The sequence below is a fragment of the Arthrobacter sp. TMP15 genome (assembly GCF_039529835.1).
Taxonomy (GTDB): Bacteria; Actinomycetota; Actinomycetes; order Actinomycetales; family Micrococcaceae; genus Specibacter.
Genome location: NZ_CP154262.1, coordinates 1,686,694 through 1,705,822, shown reverse-complemented (window position 1 = coordinate 1,705,822; position 19,129 = coordinate 1,686,694). Strand labels below are relative to the sequence as shown.

General features: G+C 56.8%; 16 protein-coding genes. 7 read left to right on the top strand and 9 right to left on the bottom strand.

The window, feature by feature from the left end; genetic code table 11:
- Nucleotides 1-52: 52 nt before the first annotated feature.
- Genes AAFM46_RS07470 through AAFM46_RS07460 form a run of 3 tightly spaced genes read right to left on the bottom strand, consistent with a single transcriptional unit; the run spans nucleotide 53 to nucleotide 3,365 of the window.
- Entirely contained in the window at nucleotides 53-973 is a 921-nt protein-coding gene (locus AAFM46_RS07470; RefSeq protein WP_343320211.1) for a sugar phosphate isomerase/epimerase family protein, read from the bottom strand.
- A complete protein-coding gene (locus AAFM46_RS07465; protein WP_343320210.1) occupies nucleotides 970-2,229 on the bottom strand; it encodes a dihydrodipicolinate synthase family protein in 1,260 nt (419 codons plus the stop codon). The genes AAFM46_RS07470 and AAFM46_RS07465 overlap by 4 nt, the downstream gene beginning before the upstream one ends.
- 2 nt (nucleotides 2,230-2,231) lie before the next feature.
- The gene (locus AAFM46_RS07460) at nucleotides 2,232-3,365 is read right to left on the bottom strand and encodes a Gfo/Idh/MocA family oxidoreductase (protein ID WP_283528538.1); all 1,134 of its coding nucleotides are present in this window, start codon (nucleotides 3,363-3,365) and stop codon (nucleotides 2,232-2,234) included.
- 226 nt (nucleotides 3,366-3,591) lie between these two features.
- Between AAFM46_RS07460 and AAFM46_RS07455 the strand changes: the two genes are divergently transcribed.
- Nucleotides 3,592-4,728 (top strand): LacI family DNA-binding transcriptional regulator, encoded by a 1,137-nt coding sequence (locus tag AAFM46_RS07455; RefSeq protein WP_343320208.1) that lies wholly within the window; start codon nucleotides 3,592-3,594, stop codon nucleotides 4,726-4,728.
- Between the two features lie 76 nt (nucleotides 4,729-4,804).
- Complete coding sequence (locus AAFM46_RS07450; protein ID WP_283526735.1) at nucleotides 4,805-5,227, top strand: pyridoxamine 5'-phosphate oxidase family protein; 423 nt, start codon at nucleotides 4,805-4,807, stop codon at nucleotides 5,225-5,227.
- A 62-nt stretch (nucleotides 5,228-5,289) separates the two neighbouring features.
- Here AAFM46_RS07450 and AAFM46_RS07445 read toward each other — a convergent pair whose 3' ends face one another.
- Nucleotides 5,290-7,491, bottom strand: coding sequence for a DUF222 domain-containing protein (locus AAFM46_RS07445; protein WP_343320206.1), 2,202 nt, complete (start codon nucleotides 7,489-7,491; stop codon nucleotides 5,290-5,292).
- 331 nt (nucleotides 7,492-7,822) lie between these two features.
- Between AAFM46_RS07445 and cyoE the strand changes: the two genes are divergently transcribed.
- Nucleotides 7,823-8,851 (top strand): heme o synthase, encoded by a 1,029-nt coding sequence (cyoE, locus tag AAFM46_RS07440; protein ID WP_343320205.1) that lies wholly within the window; start codon nucleotides 7,823-7,825, stop codon nucleotides 8,849-8,851.
- Nucleotides 8,852-9,024: 173 nt separating this feature from the next.
- A complete protein-coding gene (locus tag AAFM46_RS07435; protein WP_343320203.1) occupies nucleotides 9,025-9,711 on the top strand; it encodes a hypothetical protein in 687 nt (228 codons plus the stop codon).
- A gap of 68 nt (nucleotides 9,712-9,779) precedes the next feature.
- On the opposite strand, the gene AAFM46_RS07430 is transcribed toward AAFM46_RS07435, so the two are convergent.
- Together AAFM46_RS07430 and AAFM46_RS07425 are read right to left on the bottom strand one after the other, a co-directional pair.
- Complete coding sequence (locus AAFM46_RS07430) at nucleotides 9,780-10,208, bottom strand: universal stress protein (protein ID WP_283526724.1); 429 nt, start codon at nucleotides 10,206-10,208, stop codon at nucleotides 9,780-9,782.
- 106 nt (nucleotides 10,209-10,314) lie between these two features.
- A complete protein-coding gene (locus AAFM46_RS07425; RefSeq protein WP_343320202.1) occupies nucleotides 10,315-12,723 on the bottom strand; it encodes a transglycosylase domain-containing protein in 2,409 nt (802 codons plus the stop codon).
- Between the two features lie 211 nt (nucleotides 12,724-12,934).
- Between AAFM46_RS07425 and AAFM46_RS07420 the strand changes: the two genes are divergently transcribed.
- From AAFM46_RS07420 to AAFM46_RS07410, 3 genes are all read left to right on the top strand, one after another.
- On the top strand, nucleotides 12,935-13,555 hold the full coding sequence (locus AAFM46_RS07420) for an L-threonylcarbamoyladenylate synthase (RefSeq protein WP_283526720.1): 621 nt from the start codon (nucleotides 12,935-12,937) through the stop codon (nucleotides 13,553-13,555).
- Nucleotides 13,556-13,699: 144 nt separating this feature from the next.
- Nucleotides 13,700-14,260, top strand: coding sequence for a DNA starvation/stationary phase protection protein (locus AAFM46_RS07415; protein WP_343320200.1), 561 nt, complete (start codon nucleotides 13,700-13,702; stop codon nucleotides 14,258-14,260).
- Nucleotides 14,261-14,265: 5 nt separating this feature from the next.
- A complete protein-coding gene (locus AAFM46_RS07410) occupies nucleotides 14,266-15,114 on the top strand; it encodes an SDR family oxidoreductase (protein ID WP_343320199.1) in 849 nt (282 codons plus the stop codon).
- Nucleotides 15,115-15,155: 41 nt separating this feature from the next.
- Here AAFM46_RS07410 and hrpB read toward each other — a convergent pair whose 3' ends face one another.
- From hrpB to AAFM46_RS07395, 3 genes are all read right to left on the bottom strand, one after another.
- The gene (gene hrpB / locus AAFM46_RS07405) at nucleotides 15,156-17,825 is read right to left on the bottom strand and encodes an ATP-dependent helicase HrpB (protein ID WP_343320407.1); all 2,670 of its coding nucleotides are present in this window, start codon (nucleotides 17,823-17,825) and stop codon (nucleotides 15,156-15,158) included.
- A gap of 5 nt (nucleotides 17,826-17,830) precedes the next feature.
- A complete protein-coding gene (locus AAFM46_RS07400; protein ID WP_283526713.1) occupies nucleotides 17,831-18,154 on the bottom strand; it encodes a putative quinol monooxygenase in 324 nt (107 codons plus the stop codon).
- A gap of 213 nt (nucleotides 18,155-18,367) precedes the next feature.
- Nucleotides 18,368-19,054, bottom strand: coding sequence for an MBL fold metallo-hydrolase (locus AAFM46_RS07395; RefSeq protein WP_343320197.1), 687 nt, complete (start codon nucleotides 19,052-19,054; stop codon nucleotides 18,368-18,370).
- Between the last annotated feature and the right edge of the window lie 75 nt (nucleotides 19,055-19,129).

Genomic DNA, 19,129 nt, shown 5'->3' with positions numbered 1-19,129 from the left:
CGCTGACGTTGACCGCCCTGGGGGCCCCTGGTCTACGTCATCAAAATTGTCTCTAAAGTATAGAAACATCCGCATCGTCATTGGCATAGGGTGCCACCAGTTGCCTGTATCGGTCTTTGACACACTCCACCACTTCAGCATGCGGTTGCGCCCATATCTCCTCGTTGAAGATTTCAACTTCAATAACCCCGCTGTAGCCGGCCTCAGCAACCCAGCGTCCAATCGTGGGGAAGTCGATCACGCCGTCGCCCATGAAACCGCGGGACAACAGTGAGTCAGAAGCGATGGGTAGGTTGAAATCGCACACCTGATAGGACGCGATCCGGCCTTCTTGCCCGGCCCGCGCGATCTGTTCTTGAAGGGATGGGTCCCACCACACGTGAAAAGTGTCAATCACCACGCCCACGGCCTCGGCCGGGTACGGCGCGGCCAAATCAAGTGCCTGGCCCAACGTCGAAAGCACGGCGCGGTCCGCTGCGAACATTGGGTGCAGTGGTTCAAGGGCCAACCTGACTCCGTGTTCGATGGCAAAAGGGACAAGCTCACCGAGACGTTCCCCGACACGCTCGCGCGCTGACACCACGTCTTTTCCACCAGCTATTGAACCAGTGGCACCGCCGCCATCAACGGCACCGGGAGCAACGCTGAAGTCAGGTAACCCGCCCACCACCATGATGATTTCTGGCGCCCCAAGGGCTTCCGCCTCCAATATGGCCGCCTTATTATCTGCCAACGCAGCAGCTTGGCCCTGCTCATCTGCAGCTGTCAAGAATCCGCCACGGCACAGGCTTGAGACCTGCAAACCCGACTCACGCACCATTTTTAGTGCGTGTTCTAAACCAACCTCGGCTACTTTGTCCCGCCATAGCCCAATGTGGGACAGTCCAGCGGCTGCAGTGACCTCAAGAGCTTCGGCGAGGGATGCCTTCTTGATAGTTCCTGTGTTGATTGACAGCTTTGCGAAAGTCCTCATTCGCTAACCCCTTCTGAGATCATCGGGGCGCGAGAGAGCTCCGAAGCAACACCCGCAGCGTTTAAGTAACATGCCATTCTGGCGGCGGCTAGTTCAGGTTTGAGAAGGAGGGCTGCCGTGTTGGCCAGTCGGAACAACTTCACCAAGTGGTTCAGGTTGCGTCCGGCATGTAGACCTCCCACCATCTGGAAGCCGGCCTGGTGCCCGTTGAGCCAGGCTAGAAACGCGATGCCCGTCTTGTAGTAATAGGTGGGTGCTTCAAAGATGTGCAAGCCCAAATTTCTTGTGGAATCAAGGATGGCGCGTGCTTCTCTGGGACGCCCTGCATCATATTCCTGTAGAGCGGTTGAGGCGGCAGGGGCAATAGCTGCAAAAATACCCAGCAGTGCGTCCGAGTGGCGAGTGCCATCTCCGTCGATGAGTTCCGGGTAGTTGAAATCATCACCGGTGTACAGACGCACACCCTCTGGAAGGCTCGCCCGCAACGCTACTTCGTGCCCGGCGTCGAGCAATGAAACCTTCACACCATCAACCTTTGTGCTGTGAGCATCGATGAGGGTCTGGAACGTGGCAGTCGCGGAGGCAACATCGCTGCTCCCCCAGTAGCCGGCCAAAGCCGGATCAAACATAGTCCCGAGCCAGTGCAGCACAACAGGTTCCTTCACCTCGCTCAGCAAGGTGCCATAAAGATCTAGGTAATCTTGCGGGCTTGCGGCTACCTTGGCCAGGGCGCGTGAGGCCATAATGATGACCTTGGCCCCTGACGCTTCAACCACTGCGATCTGCTCCCGATAAGCAGCAAGCACGGCGGCTAACCCTTCTTCACCGGGTTCAACGGCGGCCGGATCCAGCTGATCTGTCCCGGCCCCACAGGCAAGAAGATCGCGCACTGTGCGCTCCGGGGTGGCAATGAAAGCGGCCTCAGCAGCACTGCGATTGATCAGTTCCTGCGTTGCAGCCCAGTCCAGGCCCATGCCACGCTGGGCCGTGTCCATGGCGTCGGCAATCCCCACGCCCCAGCTCCATAGCTCACGCCGGAACGCCATGGTGGCGTCCCAATCAATATCTGCGCGGGCTCCGGGAACGTTGTTTCCAAGCACCTTTGGTGTGACATGCGCAGCCGCATAAACTTTGCGGGAGCGCAGTAACTGCGTGGGCTTGCGCCAAGGGCCCGGCGCTTCCAGAGTTAATGCTTCGAGCTGGCCGTTGGCCAGTGGCAACGTGATGGTGATGTTCTCACTGTATTTAGCAGCCATGACTAAAGCTCAATTTCCGGGACGTCGAAGGTGCGGCGTTCAGCAGATGACTGTAGACCAAGCTCGGCCAACTGCACACCGCGTGCGGCCGAAAGGAGCCCGAAGCGGTGTTCACGACCGGCAACAACATCGCGCAGGAACTCTTCCCACTGCAGCTTGAAGCCGTTATCCAACTCTGCGTTCGCGGGAACTTCCTGCCACTGGTCGCGGAACGATTCCGTGACGGGCAGATCCGGGTTCCACACAGGTTTTGGGGTGTGGGCTCGCTGCTGGGCAACACACTTATTCAGACCGGCAACTGCTGAACCAAGGGTGCCGTCAATCTGGAACTCAACTAGTTCATCGCGGTACACGCGCACAGCCCAAGAGGAGTTGATCTGGCCAATGACGGCGTCTCCCTCTGGGGTTTCCAGCTCAAAGATGCCGTACGCTGCGTCGTCGGCTGTTGCCTTGTACTCGTTGCCGGTCTCGTCCCAACGGGCCGGGATGTGAGTGGCTGTCTTGGCATTGACGGACTTAACTTTACCGATAATGCCTTCAAGCACGTAGTTCCAGTGGCAGAACATATCTGTTGTCATGCCACCACCATCTTCCTTGCGGTAGTTCCATGAGGGACGCTGCGCACTCTGGTGGTCCCCTTCGAACACCCAGTAACCGAATTCTCCTCGAATGGAAAGGATACGGCCAAAGAACCCTTCCTCAACTAGGCGGCGCAGTTTTACCAAGCCCGGCAGGTACAACTTGTCATGGACAACCCCTGCGGTGATGCCGGCATCCTTGCCGATCTGTGCCAGTTCAATAGCTTCTTCAAGGGTTTCCGCGGTGGGCTTCTCCGTGTAAATATGTTTGCCATTGGCCATAGCCTTCTTCAGGGTGGCTGCGCGCAGACTTGTCATGGAAGCGTCGAAGACAACATCGACCGTGGGGTCGGCAATGACAGCATCCAGATCAGTTGTCCAGTGCTGAACATTGTGCAGTTCAGCTAGCTCGCGCACCTTCGCTTCGTTACGGCCCACGAGGATGGGCTCAATGGCTACCTTGGTTCCGTCTTCGAGTAGGAGACCAGAATCCCGCAGGGGCAGGATGGAGCGCAATAGGTGCTGACGGTAGCCCATACGGCCGGTTATGCCGTTCATGGCGATACGTATCACCCGCCGGTTGCCCTCGGCATGTGCGCCGGTTTGTTCCGGCGTTGCAGTGGGCTGCTCATTGGCGGTGGTAAGAGTCACTGATTTCTCCTGAATGTTGTGCTCAAGTGTTGTTCTCTGGTGTTGGCACGTACCAGCAAACCCGGCGTGGCCTGAACTTTGGAAAGCGCTTTCCAATATATGCTGAAGTTAGCTCCGGGTCAAGAGATAGCTGTTGACTCATGCATTATTCTTAGAAAAGGACGCCTCTGTGCCGGTAAAACTCACTGAAGTGGCGCGCCAAGCTGGCGTGTCGCTGGCAACTGCCTCGCGGGTACTGAACGGCTCAAGTAGGACTCCTGCGCCCGATATTGCTGAGCGAGTCAAGGCTGCAGCCGAGGAGCTGGGATATGTGGCCAACGCGCAGGCTCAAGCGCTGGCCAGATCAACCACAGGCTTAGTGGGGCTCGTGGTACATGACATAGCCGACCCCTATTTTTCCGCCATTGCCCACGGAGTGCAGCAGGCGGCCCTTGATACCAACCACCAAGTGTTATTGGCCGGAACTGACATAGAACGCGACGGCGACTCCCCCGGCGGTGCCGAACTAGCAGCCGTGAATGCGTTCATTTCATACCGCACTGACGCTATTATTCTAGCCGCATCCCGGCTTTTGGACGAAGATCCACGGCTGATAATGGCCCTGTCTCGATACGTTAGGAACGGCGGGCGTGTTGTGACCTTGGGAGCTTCTGCTATCCACGAAGCACAGGTGGTGCACGTTGAAAACCACGATGGCGCCGCAGCGCTTGCAGGTGCGTTGCTTGATCAAGGAATACGACGCTTTGTCATCTTGGCCGGCCCACACGACCGCAATACTGCACGGATTCGTGTTGAAGGTTTTTCGGATCGTCTGGCACAAGCAAAGCTCCAGCCGCTCGCCGTGGTGCATGGAGCATTTACCAGCCAGGGTGGCTACGACTCCACGTTAGAGTATCTGGATTCTCTGGGTCCGCTAAGTGTTGCCCAAGAATTGAACGCTGCGGTGGAGTTCGGCGATGGCTCCCCGCTGTGCATTATGGCAGCCAACGACGTCATGGCTTTGGGGGCCATGACCGCGTTGAGGTCTAGGGGTTTACGCATTCCCGAAGATGTTCAGGTAACCGGATTTGATGACATCCCTACTTTGCGGGACCATTTTCCCGGCCTTACCACCTACCGTCTACCGCTTGAAAACATAGGGCGCCTTGCCGCGCAAATGGCGCTTGCTCCGCTGGCAAAGCAGCCTCCCAGTGTTACAGGTACTGTTGTTCTGCGTGAGAGTGCTGGTTCTTTACCTGATTTTGGCACTCAGTCTGTTCCATCTAGTTGAGCCAGTAATCCGCCACGCGGCTTGTCCCATGCCATAGCCATAGCGGCCGCCATGAACTGTGGGGCATAATCACAGCATGACTATTGAAGAGCGTCCCGGCGTGAATATGTCCAACGACGATGCATGGCAGTTTCTTGAACACACCCGTTTCGGTCGCCTCGCACTCAGCGTTGCCAATGAGCCTGACATATTTCCCATCAACTATCTTGCGCACGACGGCAAGCTCCTCATTCGAACAAACCCCGGGACAAAACTGGCAGAACTGACTATCAATGATTCAGTGGCTTTCGAAATAGATGGTCTCACCGAGAATGAAGCGTGGAGCATCGTGGTGAAAGGGAAGGCACGCGTCCTTGAATCCCAGTCGGAGATCGATGTAGTGAGCCAGTTGCCGCTCTTCCCCTGGCTACAAACGCTCAAATACACATTCGTGGAGATCGTCCCAAACAGTGTTCGTGGAATTCGCTTTGAGCTGGGTTCTGAACCTGAACGCTACTAGGATTTCATGACCCTGAACGCTGCGATTTCATGACCCCGCATTCTGCTTAGTCGAGGCCGTGTTTAGGTTGTGTTGTGGTGGGCGAGGTAGTGGTTGAGTGTTTGTTCGTTGAGGGTTTCTTCGTCTTCGGCGCAGGGATATGTTCCTGGTGGTGGTGTTGGTAGGGGTGTGGAGTAGGGGTTTGCTTGGTCCATGTTCTGGATGCGTGCTTCTTCGTGGTCCTCTAGGGCGTTGCGGTCTTCGGTCTCGAGGTGTTTTTTCAACCATTTCGGGTAGCTCGGTGCGTGGTCCTCGTGGGTGGCGGGTGGGTAGTACCGTCCACTCGGTGAGGTCCAGGCAATACGGCCCTGTGTGTTCGTGGGTGTCCAGCCGCGAAGTTTCATCGCTTGGCGTTGGGGTGATTGATCGGTGCGGCAAGCACCATTGCGGGTCCGATCGTCCTTGAAGTGTTTCAGGAGATGATGGTGATGACAGAGAGTCTCTAAGTTATTGAAGATAGATCTGCCACCGTGAGCAAATTTCTTGATGTGGTCAATCTGGCAGTTACTTGCTCTGGCTAAACAACCCGGAAATTGGCAGTATTCATCCCTGATCGCCAGCATAGTCCGCATCGCTTTACTGACTCGGTAGCGCTGCGGGGCAGCGTCTAAGGGCTCGTTACTGACCGGGTCTACCAGAACCCGTAACAGGGACTTCGATCCCTGCGTTAGTCGCCGGGCGACTTCCATACTGATAGGACCAGCCCCTTCAAGCCACGCAGGATCCTGTGTAGCGCCCAGCAACGACAACACAGGTATCAGTAACACCGGTGTCACCTGCGGCAACGGCGGCCATACCTCCTCCATAACAACCCCACCACCCACGCCGGCAGCGCCGCTGTGATTGCCCCGACGATGCCCCCGATGACGACCATCGGTAGTCTGTGATGATGAGCCAGGTAGTGGGCCTGATACTGAGCCTGGTGGTGGGGTAAGGGTTGGTGGTCGGGCTGTGGGGTCCCACTGTGGATCATTGCGGATATCAGGGTCTTTGAATCCTGGATCGGTGTAGTGCGGATCATCAAAGACCGGGATTAGCTGAGGATCTACCCGCCATGATCCTTCATCAGCTGTAAGGTCTTCCTGGTCCCTGCCTTCCTGGTCCCTGTCCTCCTGGTCCCTGTGCGGTTCGGAGTCGAGGGTTGAAAACCACGACTCACCACACCCGGATATTTGACCACAGCCGGATATTTCATCACACCCTGGCATTGCCCCATGCTCGGGCATTTCAGCACTATCTTCACTCGCATCGGGTTGCATGGGTGGGGCGGGGCTGTGGATGTGGTTTTGGGCCATGCTTTGATTCAGTAGCAGGGACGCTGCTACATCGGCACGGAGTTGGGTCAGGGTCCGGGTTTCATGGGGGCCTTGGGCGCTTTGAGCAGTGAGGGTGCATTGACTCCAGATTCCTTCCAGAGTTGGTGCTGGGCCATACAGGCTGAGCCAGGACATTCCGTCGTGGCCACGATTGACTCGTAAATACCTATCGCTCAAGGCGCGTCTGGTGCGGGCAGTGATCGTTTCAGGATAGAGACGTTCACGTTGCCGTCTGGCTTTTTCACGGAAGCTAGAGACCGTGCAGTCTTCGGCTTTGCCGAGTAAGACCTGCTCTAGAGAGTCAACCGCAGCCGCAGGGACACCACTTTGACGGACCAAGGCTGTTTCCTGGGCAATAATGACCGCATAGTCCCAGCCTAAAGCGCCCGTACTCATGCATGAGAGAGTGCCTGGCAACTCCCGCACGAGCGTGCGCGAATGAGTCATTAACTCCCCAGCCACACCCTCAGGGATCTGTAAAACCCCGGCTACCTCAGCGCGGAGCCCGGACATGGACCCTTCACGCTGGAACGCATCAAAGGCAAGGATGCTCCCTTCAAGGCCGCCAGCACAAGAAAGACGCTCCATTAAAACGGCCGCAAGAGCTGCACATTGATTTTGATGCACGCGTAGGGCTTCGATAGCCGCGGTGCACTCATCCATTAACGCCCGCACACACCCTAAACGCGAAGTCGGTAACGCTCCACCCACCACAACACCATCAGCCTCAGAAGCAGTAGTCCTGAGATCACCGTTAGGACCCGGGAAGTCTGGCAGTGACACCATCGCAGCAATATCATTGGCCAGCGGCCCGATCACGGGAAGAACTAGCCCAGCAATGAAGTCCGCCACACCCATTGTGGTGGAGGAAACATCCCGACCAGCCGGGAAATTCATTGAACTACCCATACCACAATTATAGTCCCAAGTTACGGGTATTGCTAGTGATTCTTCAAACTGAAGAATATGTATTCTATATTCTCTATGAATCAGGTCTAGAAAGTTGCTTCGGCGCCACCATCAGAACCTGGATCCCAAACGGATGCCCGAGAGGGAAAAGAAGGAGAGGACGAACCAACCAATTGTTGGCATCCGCCCACACGAGATTGTTCCTTTGCCAGCTAGTCAGTTGACCACTAAAAGCTTGTCCCACTATCGTTTGATCCTGCTCTCGTTAGTCCGCTGAAGATGCCGCCGGAGGATACTCTTGAGATAGTCACTTTTCGTTTTGGAGCTCCTCATGACCACCCGTAGTTCATCAAGGCCCGCCCATCAAGGCACTCCGTCCACCAACACTGAAGCAGCTTGCAAAAAGAGCATAGTTGGAGATATTGGAGAAGCTGTTGGTCCCGGAACTGATGGCAAGGACAGCGCACTTGCAGCAAGAGCCACTGGTACCTCTTGGCGCGCCAGAGCTCTTCGTTACTACTCTCTTGCAAAACCCAGAGTCCTCTATGGCAACGTCCTAACCGCGGCGGCAGGTTTTCTTTTCGCCAGTGAGGGCCGTATCAACTGGGTAGTCTTTCTGGCAGTCTGCCTGGGTACCACCCTGGTCATTGCGTCAGCATGCGTGCTCAACAACATCCTTGACCGAGACATCGACACCCTTATGGATCGAACCAAGAAACGGGCATCCGTGACAGGTGGTGTAGGCGTGCGCAACGCCAGCATTTACGCTGCCGTACTTGGCATGCTCGGTATGGCCATCCTTATCCTCTGGACCAACCCCCTCGTCGTAGGAGTGGGACTGGCTGGCTTCCTCATCTACGTGGTCTTTTACGGTATGTTCTCCAAAAGAATGTCACTCCACGGCACGGTAGTAGGGAGCATCTCCGGTGCGGCGCCAATTCTTGGCGGCTACGTTGGTGCCAGCAATTCATTTGATATGGGCGCGGCCGTTGCCTTCATCATGATTTTCCTTTGGCAGTTCCCTGCGTTCTATTCGATCGCTATCTACCGCAGGGCTGAGTACGCCCGAGCCGGCGTACCTGTGATCTCAGTAGTTCGGGGTAATGCTCACACCAAAGTTCAAATTCTTTTTTACACGGTGCTCTTCGTCGCAGTTTCACTCCTCCCCCAACTTTTCGGCTATACCGGATGGATGTATACGGCCGTCATGGCGGTTCTTGGAGTTGGCTGGCTCGTTGCCGCATTGCGCGGTTTCACTGCCCCTGACGACAACGCATGGGCCCACCTAATGTTTCGCTACGCCCTGATAATGATGTGCGCTATTTCCGTCATGCTTGCCATCGGGCCGCGGCTGCTCTAACGGCTCCTGTGAATACGGCTCCTGTGAATGTGCCCCCGAAGCTAGTGTGATGACGGATTGCTCTTGACCTTCCCCGAATTTAGGCCTGCAATGGAGTATGGCCACGAATAGTGTTGGCCCGCTCATTGTCTGCGGCCATCACCGGCCCGACCTTGTGCTAGGAGGTACTGGAAATGGTTGTTATTGTTCTTCTTTTGCTAGTCACCGTGACGGCTGCGGGCACTGTGTGGCTGATCCATACGCGCACGCAACCGGAGAACGATCCCGATTCCACCTTTTGGTATGCGTTCACCGGGCTCTGCGTGTTACTGCCGATGATTATCATTCCGGCCCTAACAAGCAATCTCACATCCATTCTGTTGCTGGTCTTCGCCATGGCAGCGGCTATTACTACTCACAAAATTCTGCAGCGTCAGCAGGCCACCGCCAACCAAGAGAAACGGCGCACCCAGCTCAGTGTGGCTCTGCTTGCGATCACTGCCCAGCACGATGTCTTGATCGCTCAATGGAGCCGGTACGAGCTCGATCCAGGCGCCGCCATCGAATTTCCCAGCATGAGCGATGTCCGAGTTCCGGAAACCTCCGCATTGATCCGCGCCGTAGCCGCAGCTGCTCGCCTCAGACCCAGTGATTTGCTCGCGTGTGGTTTTGGCCCGGTTCGTTTGAACCGACGCGAAATACGCTCCGATGAGCCCCAGTCATCCCAGACGGACCGGTCCCAGACGGCTTTGGGGCAGATAGACAAGGACGACGGCGTTGGCCCCTACCAGCGGGCAGTTACCGATCTGGCGTGGGCTTTGCAAACGGCAGAGGACGCAGCGCAGCGAAGCCACGCTAGCTGCCTCGAAAAACCGGCTTAGTTCAAGTACCAACTAGTTCAAGTAGCAACTAGTCGAGACCCATCTAGCACGGGATGCCACGGGTGGTCCTACGGAACCACCAGTACCGGAACAGTTGCTTGGTTGACTAACGCGCCACTGACCGAGCCAAGGAGCAGGCTCATGAGTCCGCCTTGGCCGCGCCTACCAATAACCAGCATGCGAGCACCCTCTGAGAATGTTGTCAGAGCACCTGCAGCTTGTCCCTTGATTAAGTGTGCAGAAATCGTTGTCGGGACCTGTTCACCAAACGCTTGAAAAAGCGCGTCGCTGAGAACCTTTTGGGCGCCTTCCTCGAAGCTACCAATACCAAGTGCGGCGTAACTTGAATGCTTTGTGGGCATTTCCCACACCGCCACAGCTTCTACAACCCCGCCCAACTCGTCAGCCAATCTGGCGCCTTCCTTGAGCGCGCTGACAGATGCAGTTGAACCATCGACGCCAACAACAATTCGGATCTCTGATGCAGCCTTGACCACGTTATGCTCCTTCGTACAGCGGGCGGTTCCCGTAGGTCTCCATTCTCGCCCAAAGCGGCGCAAAGGAGGAATAGGTGCTCCTTGAGGCTATGAAACTGCGGCAGGTCTAGGGAGCTGCAGGTGGTGCCGTTGGAATCTGCTGAGACGGCGTCGGTGCCGGAGCGGGTTCTACCGGCGCCGGCGGCTGTGGCGCCGGTTTTGGCGCAGGGGCTGGCGCTTGGGTAGGTTGCTCCTGCGGCTTTGCTGGCTCTTCTGTTGCGGGGGGTTGTGCTGGGAGTTGGGCGAAGGCAGGTCTGTCGCCCGGCTTCGGATCAGTTACCCCTGCAATCAGGGGTGCTGTTGGTGCCAACATGTCGGCTGGGGGCTGGGCAAAAGGCACGGGAGCGTAGGACGGGTTTCCGGCCGCTGCGTTCATGATGGCGGCCCATTGGCCACCAGCGAGGTCTGCGCCATCAACACCGGTGAAGTACCTGCCGTTAATGACTATGTCTTGATTTACCCATTCTGGTCCGTTGCCTTGGTAGCTGCCAAACCATGACGCAGTAGCGATGCCTGAGGTTGCTCCGATGGTCCAGGTGTCAATATTTCCATCAGTTGTGCCGGTTTTAGCGAAAGCCATCGATTTATCATTCAGTGGGATGTTGTAGCCCGATCCACGAACCAGCACGCTCTGCAGTGCATAGCTCACTCCGGCTGCTACCTCGGGGGTGATGGCGCGCTGGCAGTCGGGTGCCGGCACCGGAAGTGGTGAACCTGCCGCGTCAGTGATTGATGTCAACGCTATGGGTGTGCATCGAATACCCCCACTGGCAAAGGTGGCAAAAGCCGTCGCCATATCCAGGGGAGCCACATTCTGTGTGCCGATCAAACTGGAAATTTGGGAAACATCATAGGGCTTATTTGTGCGCCCGTCCTTGACTCCGGCAGCCGTTGCAATCTTCTGTATATTACAAAAATCCAGGGTGGTGGCCGTCTGGAAAGTGATGGTATTGATAGAGCTGTAGAGGCCTTGATAAGCGCTCATCGGGTAGTAGTGGTCTGGATCGTCGTTGGGCAAGAGGAACGAGCCCGGAGCGGCTGGATCGTACTCGCCCGCGATGGGTCCACAGCTGTTCTTCCATGGGTAACCGGTTGGATATTTCCGGACCGCACCATTGATCGTTGTCATCATCGAGTGTCCGCTGTTGAGCCACTCCGCGAAAACGAAGGGCTTGAATGTTGACCCAATTTGGAATCCGCCAGCACCGTGCAGCGGCTGTCCGTTCTCATCGTTGACTGGTAAAGCAAAGTTGCCCATATAATTGCCCGGCGCGGCAGCCGGGTCAAAAACGGTGTTCTGGGCCATGGCGAGTACCTTGCCGGTTCCTGGCTGGACACTAACGATGGCGGCGCCTCGTTGGAGTGGGTCTGTGGCGCTCATCGTGGCACTGGCTTGTTCTTGAGCGACTTTTTGAAGAGCCGGATCAAGGGTTGTTTTAATCGTCAGCCCGCCTTGGTACAGGACTTTGGTCCGCTCTTCGGGCGTTGCCCCGAACGCTTTGCTATTGAGGATCAACTGCTGAACGTAGTCGCAGAAGTATGGGGCGGAAGTAGCCGCGGCACAACCCTGCGCTGATTTGGTCACTTGCAGTTCAAGGGGGGTCTTTAGCGCAACGTCGTATTCCTCTTTGCTGATTTTCTTATGTGCCAGCATCTTTGCCAACACATCATCCCGACGTTGCGTAGCATGCTCCGGCTCAGTGATGGGGTCGTAGTAACTGGGCCTATTGACAACGCCGGCCAACACGGCCGCCTGCGCCAGAGTGAGATCTTTTGCGCTGGTATTGAAGTAAAGTTTTGACGCGGCTTCTATACCGTATGCTCCATTGCCAAAGTAGATAATATTCAGATAGCCGGCCAGGATGTCATCCTTGGACATTTTCTTTTCCAGCCCGATAGCCAGCTGGATTTCCTTGACCTTATCTACCACCGTCTTTTCCGCACCCAGTTTGGCCTCGTCGGTTTTTCCGTTGGATACCAACTGCTCGATCAGCATGTTGTTGACATACTGCTGGGTGATGGTGGACGCGCCCTGGCGGCCGCCGTTGATGGTCGCCAGCAGGGCTCGGGCAATTCCCGTGGGATCCACTCCCCCGTGTTCGTAGAATCTGGCATCCTCTATGGAGATGACGCCGTTCTTGATGAACGGGGACATGTCGGTGAGGTCAACAATTTTCCGGTCTTGGGCGTACAGGGTGGCAATTGTTGACCCGTCGGCTGCCAAAACAGTGGTGGCTTGGGAAGGTGCTTCGAAGTTTAAGGACTCTGGAACAACAGAAATGAAGTCATCGGCTCCGCCAACGGCAGCTGTGGCTAGTGCCCCTGCAGGAACAAACAATGCTGCAACTAGGACACCAACTACACCGCAAACAAGAAAAAACCGGCCAAGATTGGCCCACGTGCCATCCGCACCAAGTAAACCAGCCCAAGGGCCGGAGTTCTTTGATCCTGATTGTTTCACTGATTCATTGGCCATTGTGCCGACTTTCCTGTTTCTAGCGTGTGGTGCTGTTCCTGTGTGACCTGCTGCAGCTTTCACGTTTGCGACACAAGTATTTTCAATACTCCTCCTAAAAAATGGGAATTTACTGAAAATGGGGTAACTGAAAGGAAACAAAAGATGTTTCTCCTGCACACATCCCGCGCAAATTCAGGGATAGCGTGCGCAGTAGTCGTATGCTCAGGTCATGGCTAAATTCTTCGACATTCATCCGGACGACCCACAGGCACGCACAGTTGGCCAAGTCGTGGACATCCTCCGCTCAGGTGGCTTGATAGCGTACCCCACCGATTCTTGCTACGCACTTGGGGCTCAGCTTGGCAATCGGGAAGCGCTGGACCGTATCCGTGCCATCAGGGCGCTGGATAGCAAGCACCATTTCACACTTGTGTGCAAGGACTTTGCACAGCTGGGACAGCTTGTCATGGTAGATAATGACATCTTCCGCAGTATCAAGGCAGTCACTCCGGGTCCTTATACCTTTATTCTTCCTGCCACCAAAGAGGTTCCCAAGCGACTCTCGCATCCTAAGAAGAAGACCGTTGGAGTGCGTATTCCAGACAGCCGCCTCATTCAGGCAATCCTTGAGGAACTGGGTGAGCCAATGCTCTCCAGTACGCTACTGCTCCCCAACGAGGAGGAACCACTCACTCAAGGATGGGAGATCAAAGAAGTACTGGATCACGTGGTTGATGCCGTCATAGACTCCGGCGATGTTGGTGCCGAGCCCACAACTGTTGTGGATTTTTCCAGCGGTTACGCTGAGGTTGTCCGTCGCGGGATGGGCGATCCCACCCGTTTCGAGTAGGCGAAGAAATATCTCCCCATTCCCGTGTACGCTCTAGAACTTCTGTCTCAATATGGCTAGCGTGAGAGCACACGTGGATCTGATGCACTGTGCACAGCGTCCACACCGATAACCTGCAATCGCAGCTGACTCGAAGGGGTTCCCATGGCAGTCAAAATACCAGCACAGCCAGGATACACAGTGCCAGGATTGTCAATGAAGGACGGGCACAAAGTGGCCCATCTTTTGCAATCAAGACTCCACGCCTTAAACGATTTGCAGCTCACATTGAAACACGCTCACTGGAATGTTGTGGGCCGAGATTTCATTGGTGTGCATGAAATGCTTGATCCACAGATTGATCTGGTTCGAGCCATGGTGGATGAGACTGCGGAGCGGATGGCCACCCTCGGTGTTTCACCCAATGGTTTGCCCGGCGATCTGGTAGCGAAACGCTCTTGGAATGATTATTCCATTGGCCGCGCCCACACTTCGGCGCATCTTGCGGCCCTGGACATTGTTTATGTTGGTTTCCTCTCCAGCCACCGCAAGACCCTTGAGCAGGTGGGCCAGTTGGATCCCATCACCGAAGACATGATCATTGCTCAATGCGCGCAGCTCGAATTGTTCCAGTGGTTCATGCGCGCTCATCTGGAGGACGACGGCGGAGACCTCGCCAATGCCGGTTCAAAGACAGAGCGTTCAGCAGCTAAAAAAGCCAAGTAACGAAAATGGTTGTCAGGACAAGAGCTACAAGAAAGTATCCATCAACCGCGATCGTGACAGGAGCTGATACTGGGATCGGAAAGGCCACTGCTATTGCTTTGGCCCAGAACGGTTACGATGTTGGCTTTACCTGGCACGACGATGAGGCTGGGGCGGATGATACAACCGCCATAATCCAGAATTTGGGTCAACGGGCCTCATCGTTGTGGTTGGACACTACCGACCTGCACAGCTGCGCGCCAGCCGTGAATACGCTTGCGAAGCAACTGGGATCACTGGGTGTGTTTGTCAATAACGTGGGCGTTGGTTTGCTTAGTTCGGTGATTGATACCACCTATGCCGATTGGCAGCGTATTCTCGACACCAATCTTAACGGGGCGTTCCTGTGCCTGAAAGCCGCAGCGAAACTGTTGGTGGCCGGTGAGTCAGGGGGCCGAATAGTGGTTGTCACCAGCATCCACGCACATCAGCCACGCTTTGGATTTGGTGCATATTGCGCATCTAAGTTTGGCCTTGACGGACTCACCAAAACGCTGGCCGTTGAACTCTCCGAGCATGGAATTACTGTCAACGCCGTGGCTCCGGGCGAAATTGCCACCCATTTGGATGCAACCGAAACGAGGCATCCGCATGAGATTGCACGTCCCGGGATTCCCTTGGGACATGCAGGAACCGCTAAGGAAGTTGCCAGTGTCATCGCCTTCTTAGCCTCGCCTGCCGCCAGTTACGTCACAGGCGCCAGTTGGGAGGTCGACGGCGGAATGGCAGAAGTAGGTGCCCAGGCAAGCTCACATCTGACAAATAATCAGTGGCGTGAGGCAACGCGGGGCGGGACAAGCCACCCTTCGCAGTAAGCACAAGCAGTAAGCACAAGCAGTTCCGCACTAAGGTTCTCTCACATCCGGCTCTTCAGTTTTGCAGTCGCGGGCGCGCTCCACGGGTCTTCCGGCCATGGGTGTTTGGGATAGCGCCCACGCATCTCAGCGCGCACGTGAGCATAAGGTCCGCTCCAAAAGGAGGCAAGGTCGCCGGTGACAGCTAATGGCCGCCTTGCCGGTGAAAGCAAATGAAAAAGTACTGGCACGCGGCCGGCCACCAGATGAGGGGTACTTACCAGGCCAAAGCACTCCTGCAGCTTCACAGCAACAACGGGAGGGCCGCCGTCGGACACGGGCGGGTAGTCAATCATAATCCGTGAACCACTGGGCACAACCAAGGATTCCGGAACCAACTCGCCAAGCTTGGCCGCTTCGGGCCACGGTAGCAGGCGTCGCAAAGGCTCTATCAGAGACAGCGAAGACAAAGACCTACCTGCCGCAACGGATTCAAGTTCGGGCCCCAACCATTCCGGCAGCCGCGCCAGCAGTGCTTCATCACCAACATCAGGCCACGGCTCCCCCAGCTCACGGCGAAGTAGGGCAAGCCTACTTCGCAAAGAACTGGCAGCACGGCTCCACGAAAGCACACATAAGCCCTGCTTAGATATGGCGGCCGCAACCGCGTTCCGTCCCTGGGCAACAGTCGCTTTGATTGGTGTGGAGGAGAGCAGCACAGCACCCAGCCGCCGTTCCCGACGCCCCGCGAGCTTACCGTTGATGAACTCCACAATGACCTCATCGGTATGCATACGAGAGGCGACTTCCACAGCATTTTTCTGGCTCAAAGGACCGGCGGAACGGATAACCGCTCCCGTTCCTGCAGCGTCCCGGCCTTCCGTCCGGGAAACTTCTGCCACCGCCACCCACTCGTGCCCTGCCAGTGAGCTGCCGGCGGGTAGACCCGCACGGGTACCTGAGGAGAATAGGTACTGGTTTCCAGCAGCACCAACAACCAGCCGTGCAACCCTGTCCGGGAAGGCCAGCCCAACAACGTAGCCCACAGCGTCTGCTGCATCAACGCCAATCCGCACCGAATGCTTGAGATTGGCGCTGTCATTAGCGCTCTCATTAGCGCTCTCACGAGTCTTGCGCACTATTCGTTGAAGGCGCCGCACTTCTTGGGCCCAGCGCTGCGCTGCGGGATCGCGTCCGGAGCGCAGCGAAGACAAAGCTGATGTGAGATCGGCTCCGGGGGCCCTGATATCACCGGATACCAGGGCCACAATTTCTGCTGCAGACTTGGAGCCCACCACCTTGGCACCGTCTAGTAGAGCCCGAGCCAAGCGGGGACTGGCGGGTATGAGGGCCAAAGTCTTACCTAGAGCGGTTGCGTGTCCGCCTGAATCCAATGCCCCAAGTTCAGCCAGGACAGTCAACGCCGCTTTCATGGATTGCGCAGGAGGAGTATCGGGCAGCAGGAGGCCCTTGCCGCCCGGCGAACCCCAGCAGGCAAGTGTCAGTGCAGCCGCACTAAGCTCGGCCACGGCTATCTCTGGGGTGGGGTGGGCAGGAGCTGCAGCAAAAGTTTTCTGGTCATAACAGCGCACAACTGTGCCCGGGCCCAATCGTGCCGCGCGTCCTGCCCGTTGGTCAGCGGAGGCACGCGAGGTGGTGACAGTGACCAAGCCTGTCATCTCACGGGTGGCGTCGCGGCGAGGTTCACGCGAGAGGCCGGAATCAATGACCAACCGTACGCCAGGAACTGTCAATGACGATTCGGCCAACGATGTTGACACGATGATGCGGGGCAAGCCGCCGCTTTCACGGGCTGAGACCGCTTTGTCCTGCTCGCGGGCTGGCACTTGCCCGTGCAGTTCAAGTACGTCTGTGCCTTTCACAATCGTGCGCAGACGCGCGGCGATATACCCCACCTCCCATGCGCCCGGGGCAAACACCAGTGCGTCCGTGTCAGCGTTCTGGGCCACGGCATTGGCGTGGGCTGTCGCTGCCGTATCGGCCACATGATTAAGGAACGCTCGGGTTATACCTCGTTGGTCAATCCGAGGTTGCGCTGACGGTGCCCAGAGTGTTTCAAGGGGGTACAGCGCAGACGGGCAGTCAACGATGGGGGCCGGCGGTCCGCCGTCGGCCGCCCCCAAAAGATAGGCAAAGCCTCGTGCGTCCAACGTTGCCGACATAGCCAGCACGGAGAGATCACCGCGTAATGCCCGAACCTCCCCCAGCATGCCCAGGAGCAGGTCAGTGTCAAGACCGCGTTCATGGACTTCATCGAGTACAACGGCGACTACACCTTCCAGCCCAGGATCGCTTAACAAGCGCCGCACGAGGATACCGGGGGTAAGGAACTCGATTAAAGTACCTGCACGGGTGTGACTTTCTCCGCGCACCGTATAGCCAACTTTGGTACCAAGCGCTGTCCCATCCAGCGCGGCCAGACGGCGTGCTGCCGCCCGCACTGTCACCCGGCGGGGCGAGGTGACAAGAATCCTCCTGTCTCCTCCGCCGCTCGCGTTGAGTATGTTAACCAGTAGCGGCGGTACGAGAGTGGTTTTACCAGTGCCCGGAGGTGCCTGGATAACGGCTGCCGTCCCCTCAGGGGGATGCGCGCCGGACTGGGTGAATACTCTTGCCAGCTCGGGCAGTGACGTGGCGAAAACCAGTCCCTGTCCGAGCGTGGCTAGAGTAAATGGGCCGTCGGGAAGTTCCTTGGCAACGGTGTTTGGCAGGTGAATCAGCTGATCTGCAATTCGCCCATGGTGTCCCAGTCGCTGCCGTCAACTTTGCGTGAGACAATCTTCGGAGTCGCCACAAGGACTGGACGCATGGTTTCAAGACCAGCTTTGAAGTGTGCACTGGAGACGTGGCTGCTTGCCGCGTCGTCGTCGCGAAAGGCCTCAATGAGGACAAACTCGTTGGGGTCCTCGACGCTGCGGGACCAATCAAACCATAAGTTCCCCGGCTCAGCGCGCGTGGATTCAGTGTAGTCACCCACCAAACCCATGAATTGTTCGGCAGATTCGGGCAAAACCTGAAATTTCACAACAATAAAGTACATGGACTAAGCGTAGCCGCCGAGGGGCCCCAAGCGTGCGTAGCGGGTTTGGGGAGGTGGGTGCGCGGTAGCCGCCGAGGGGCCCCAAGCGTGCGTAGCGGGTTTGGGGAGGTGGGTGCGCGGTAGCCGCCGAGGGGCCCCAAGCGTGCGTAGCGGGTTTGGGGAGGTGGGTGCGCGGTAGCCGCCGAGGGGCCCCAAGCGTGCGTAGCCCACCTGCTACCAGCCGCGCTCACGCCATTGTGGCAGGGCTGCCCGCTCGTTGCCAAGGGTGGTCGCATTTCCGTGACCGGGCAAGACGATAGCGTCATCCGGGTACTTGTTGAAGAGGCGATCCTGAACATCGTCTAGCAATTGGGTGAAGCGTGCCTTGTCTTCGCCGGTATTGCCCACACCGCCGGGAAACAGAGAGTCTCCGCTAAAAATTAGCGTGTTAGAGCGTTCCGAGCCACCGCTTTGTAGGATGAAGGCCATCGATCCTGGTGTGTGTCCACGCAGGTGCACCGTAGTCAGCTCAATACCGTCTACCGCCAGTGTTCCACCGTTGTGCAAAGAGACATCCGTTGAGACGCCCGCTTGAGTCTTGATCCCTGCAATATCGTCCGTACCAGCCGCTGTTGGGGCACTACTTTGGGCAACAAGGGACGGCAAGGCACGGAGGTGGTCCCAATGTTGGTGTGTGGTTGCAATCATCTTCAAGGACGCCTTAGCGCCGGTATTAACATCGGCGGACGCCTCTTTTAGTAAGGCGTTGATCGCTGGCAAGTCGTCAGCTGCATCAATGAGGATCTGGGCACCGCTGCTCTTAGCCGTGATTAGGTAAACGTTATTTTGCATCTGCGAGACGATTGCACGTCGGACGGTATGCATTGGAAGGTCATGGATGATAGTGGTTTCAACAGTCATACTCCCAGACTAGCCATGACGAGAGAGCAATGGCCCCCAAATCACTGAAATGGGGGCCCTTCCTCTCTAGCCATG

Excerpts from the sequence above, each read along its gene's own strand:
- AAFM46_RS07445 (WP_343320206.1), bottom strand. The coding sequence starts at position 7,491 with ATGGGTAGTTCAATGAATTTCCCGGCTGGTCGGGATGTTTCCTCCACC.
- AAFM46_RS07460 (WP_283528538.1), bottom strand. The coding sequence starts at position 3,365 with ATGAACGGCATAACCGGCCGTATGGGCTACCGTCAGCACCTATTGCGC.
- AAFM46_RS07395 (WP_343320197.1), bottom strand. The coding sequence starts at position 19,054 with ATGACTGTTGAAACCACTATCATCCATGACCTTCCAATGCATACCGTC.
- AAFM46_RS07470 (WP_343320211.1), bottom strand. The coding sequence starts at position 973 with ATGAGGACTTTCGCAAAGCTGTCAATCAACACAGGAACTATCAAGAAG.
- AAFM46_RS07465 (WP_343320210.1), bottom strand. The coding sequence starts at position 2,229 with ATGGCTGCTAAATACAGTGAGAACATCACCATCACGTTGCCACTGGCC.
- AAFM46_RS07420 (WP_283526720.1), top strand. The coding sequence starts at position 12,935 with ATGGCTAAATTCTTCGACATTCATCCGGACGACCCACAGGCACGCACA.
- AAFM46_RS07400 (WP_283526713.1), bottom strand. The coding sequence starts at position 18,154 with ATGTACTTTATTGTTGTGAAATTTCAGGTTTTGCCCGAATCTGCCGAA.
- AAFM46_RS07435 (WP_343320203.1), top strand. The coding sequence starts at position 9,025 with ATGGTTGTTATTGTTCTTCTTTTGCTAGTCACCGTGACGGCTGCGGGC.
- AAFM46_RS07425 (WP_343320202.1), bottom strand. The coding sequence starts at position 12,723 with ATGGCCAATGAATCAGTGAAACAATCAGGATCAAAGAACTCCGGCCCT.
- cyoE (WP_343320205.1), top strand. The coding sequence starts at position 7,823 with ATGACCACCCGTAGTTCATCAAGGCCCGCCCATCAAGGCACTCCGTCC.
- AAFM46_RS07410 (WP_343320199.1), top strand. The coding sequence starts at position 14,266 with ATGGTTGTCAGGACAAGAGCTACAAGAAAGTATCCATCAACCGCGATC.
- AAFM46_RS07415 (WP_343320200.1), top strand. The coding sequence starts at position 13,700 with ATGGCAGTCAAAATACCAGCACAGCCAGGATACACAGTGCCAGGATTG.
- AAFM46_RS07450 (WP_283526735.1), top strand. The coding sequence starts at position 4,805 with ATGACTATTGAAGAGCGTCCCGGCGTGAATATGTCCAACGACGATGCA.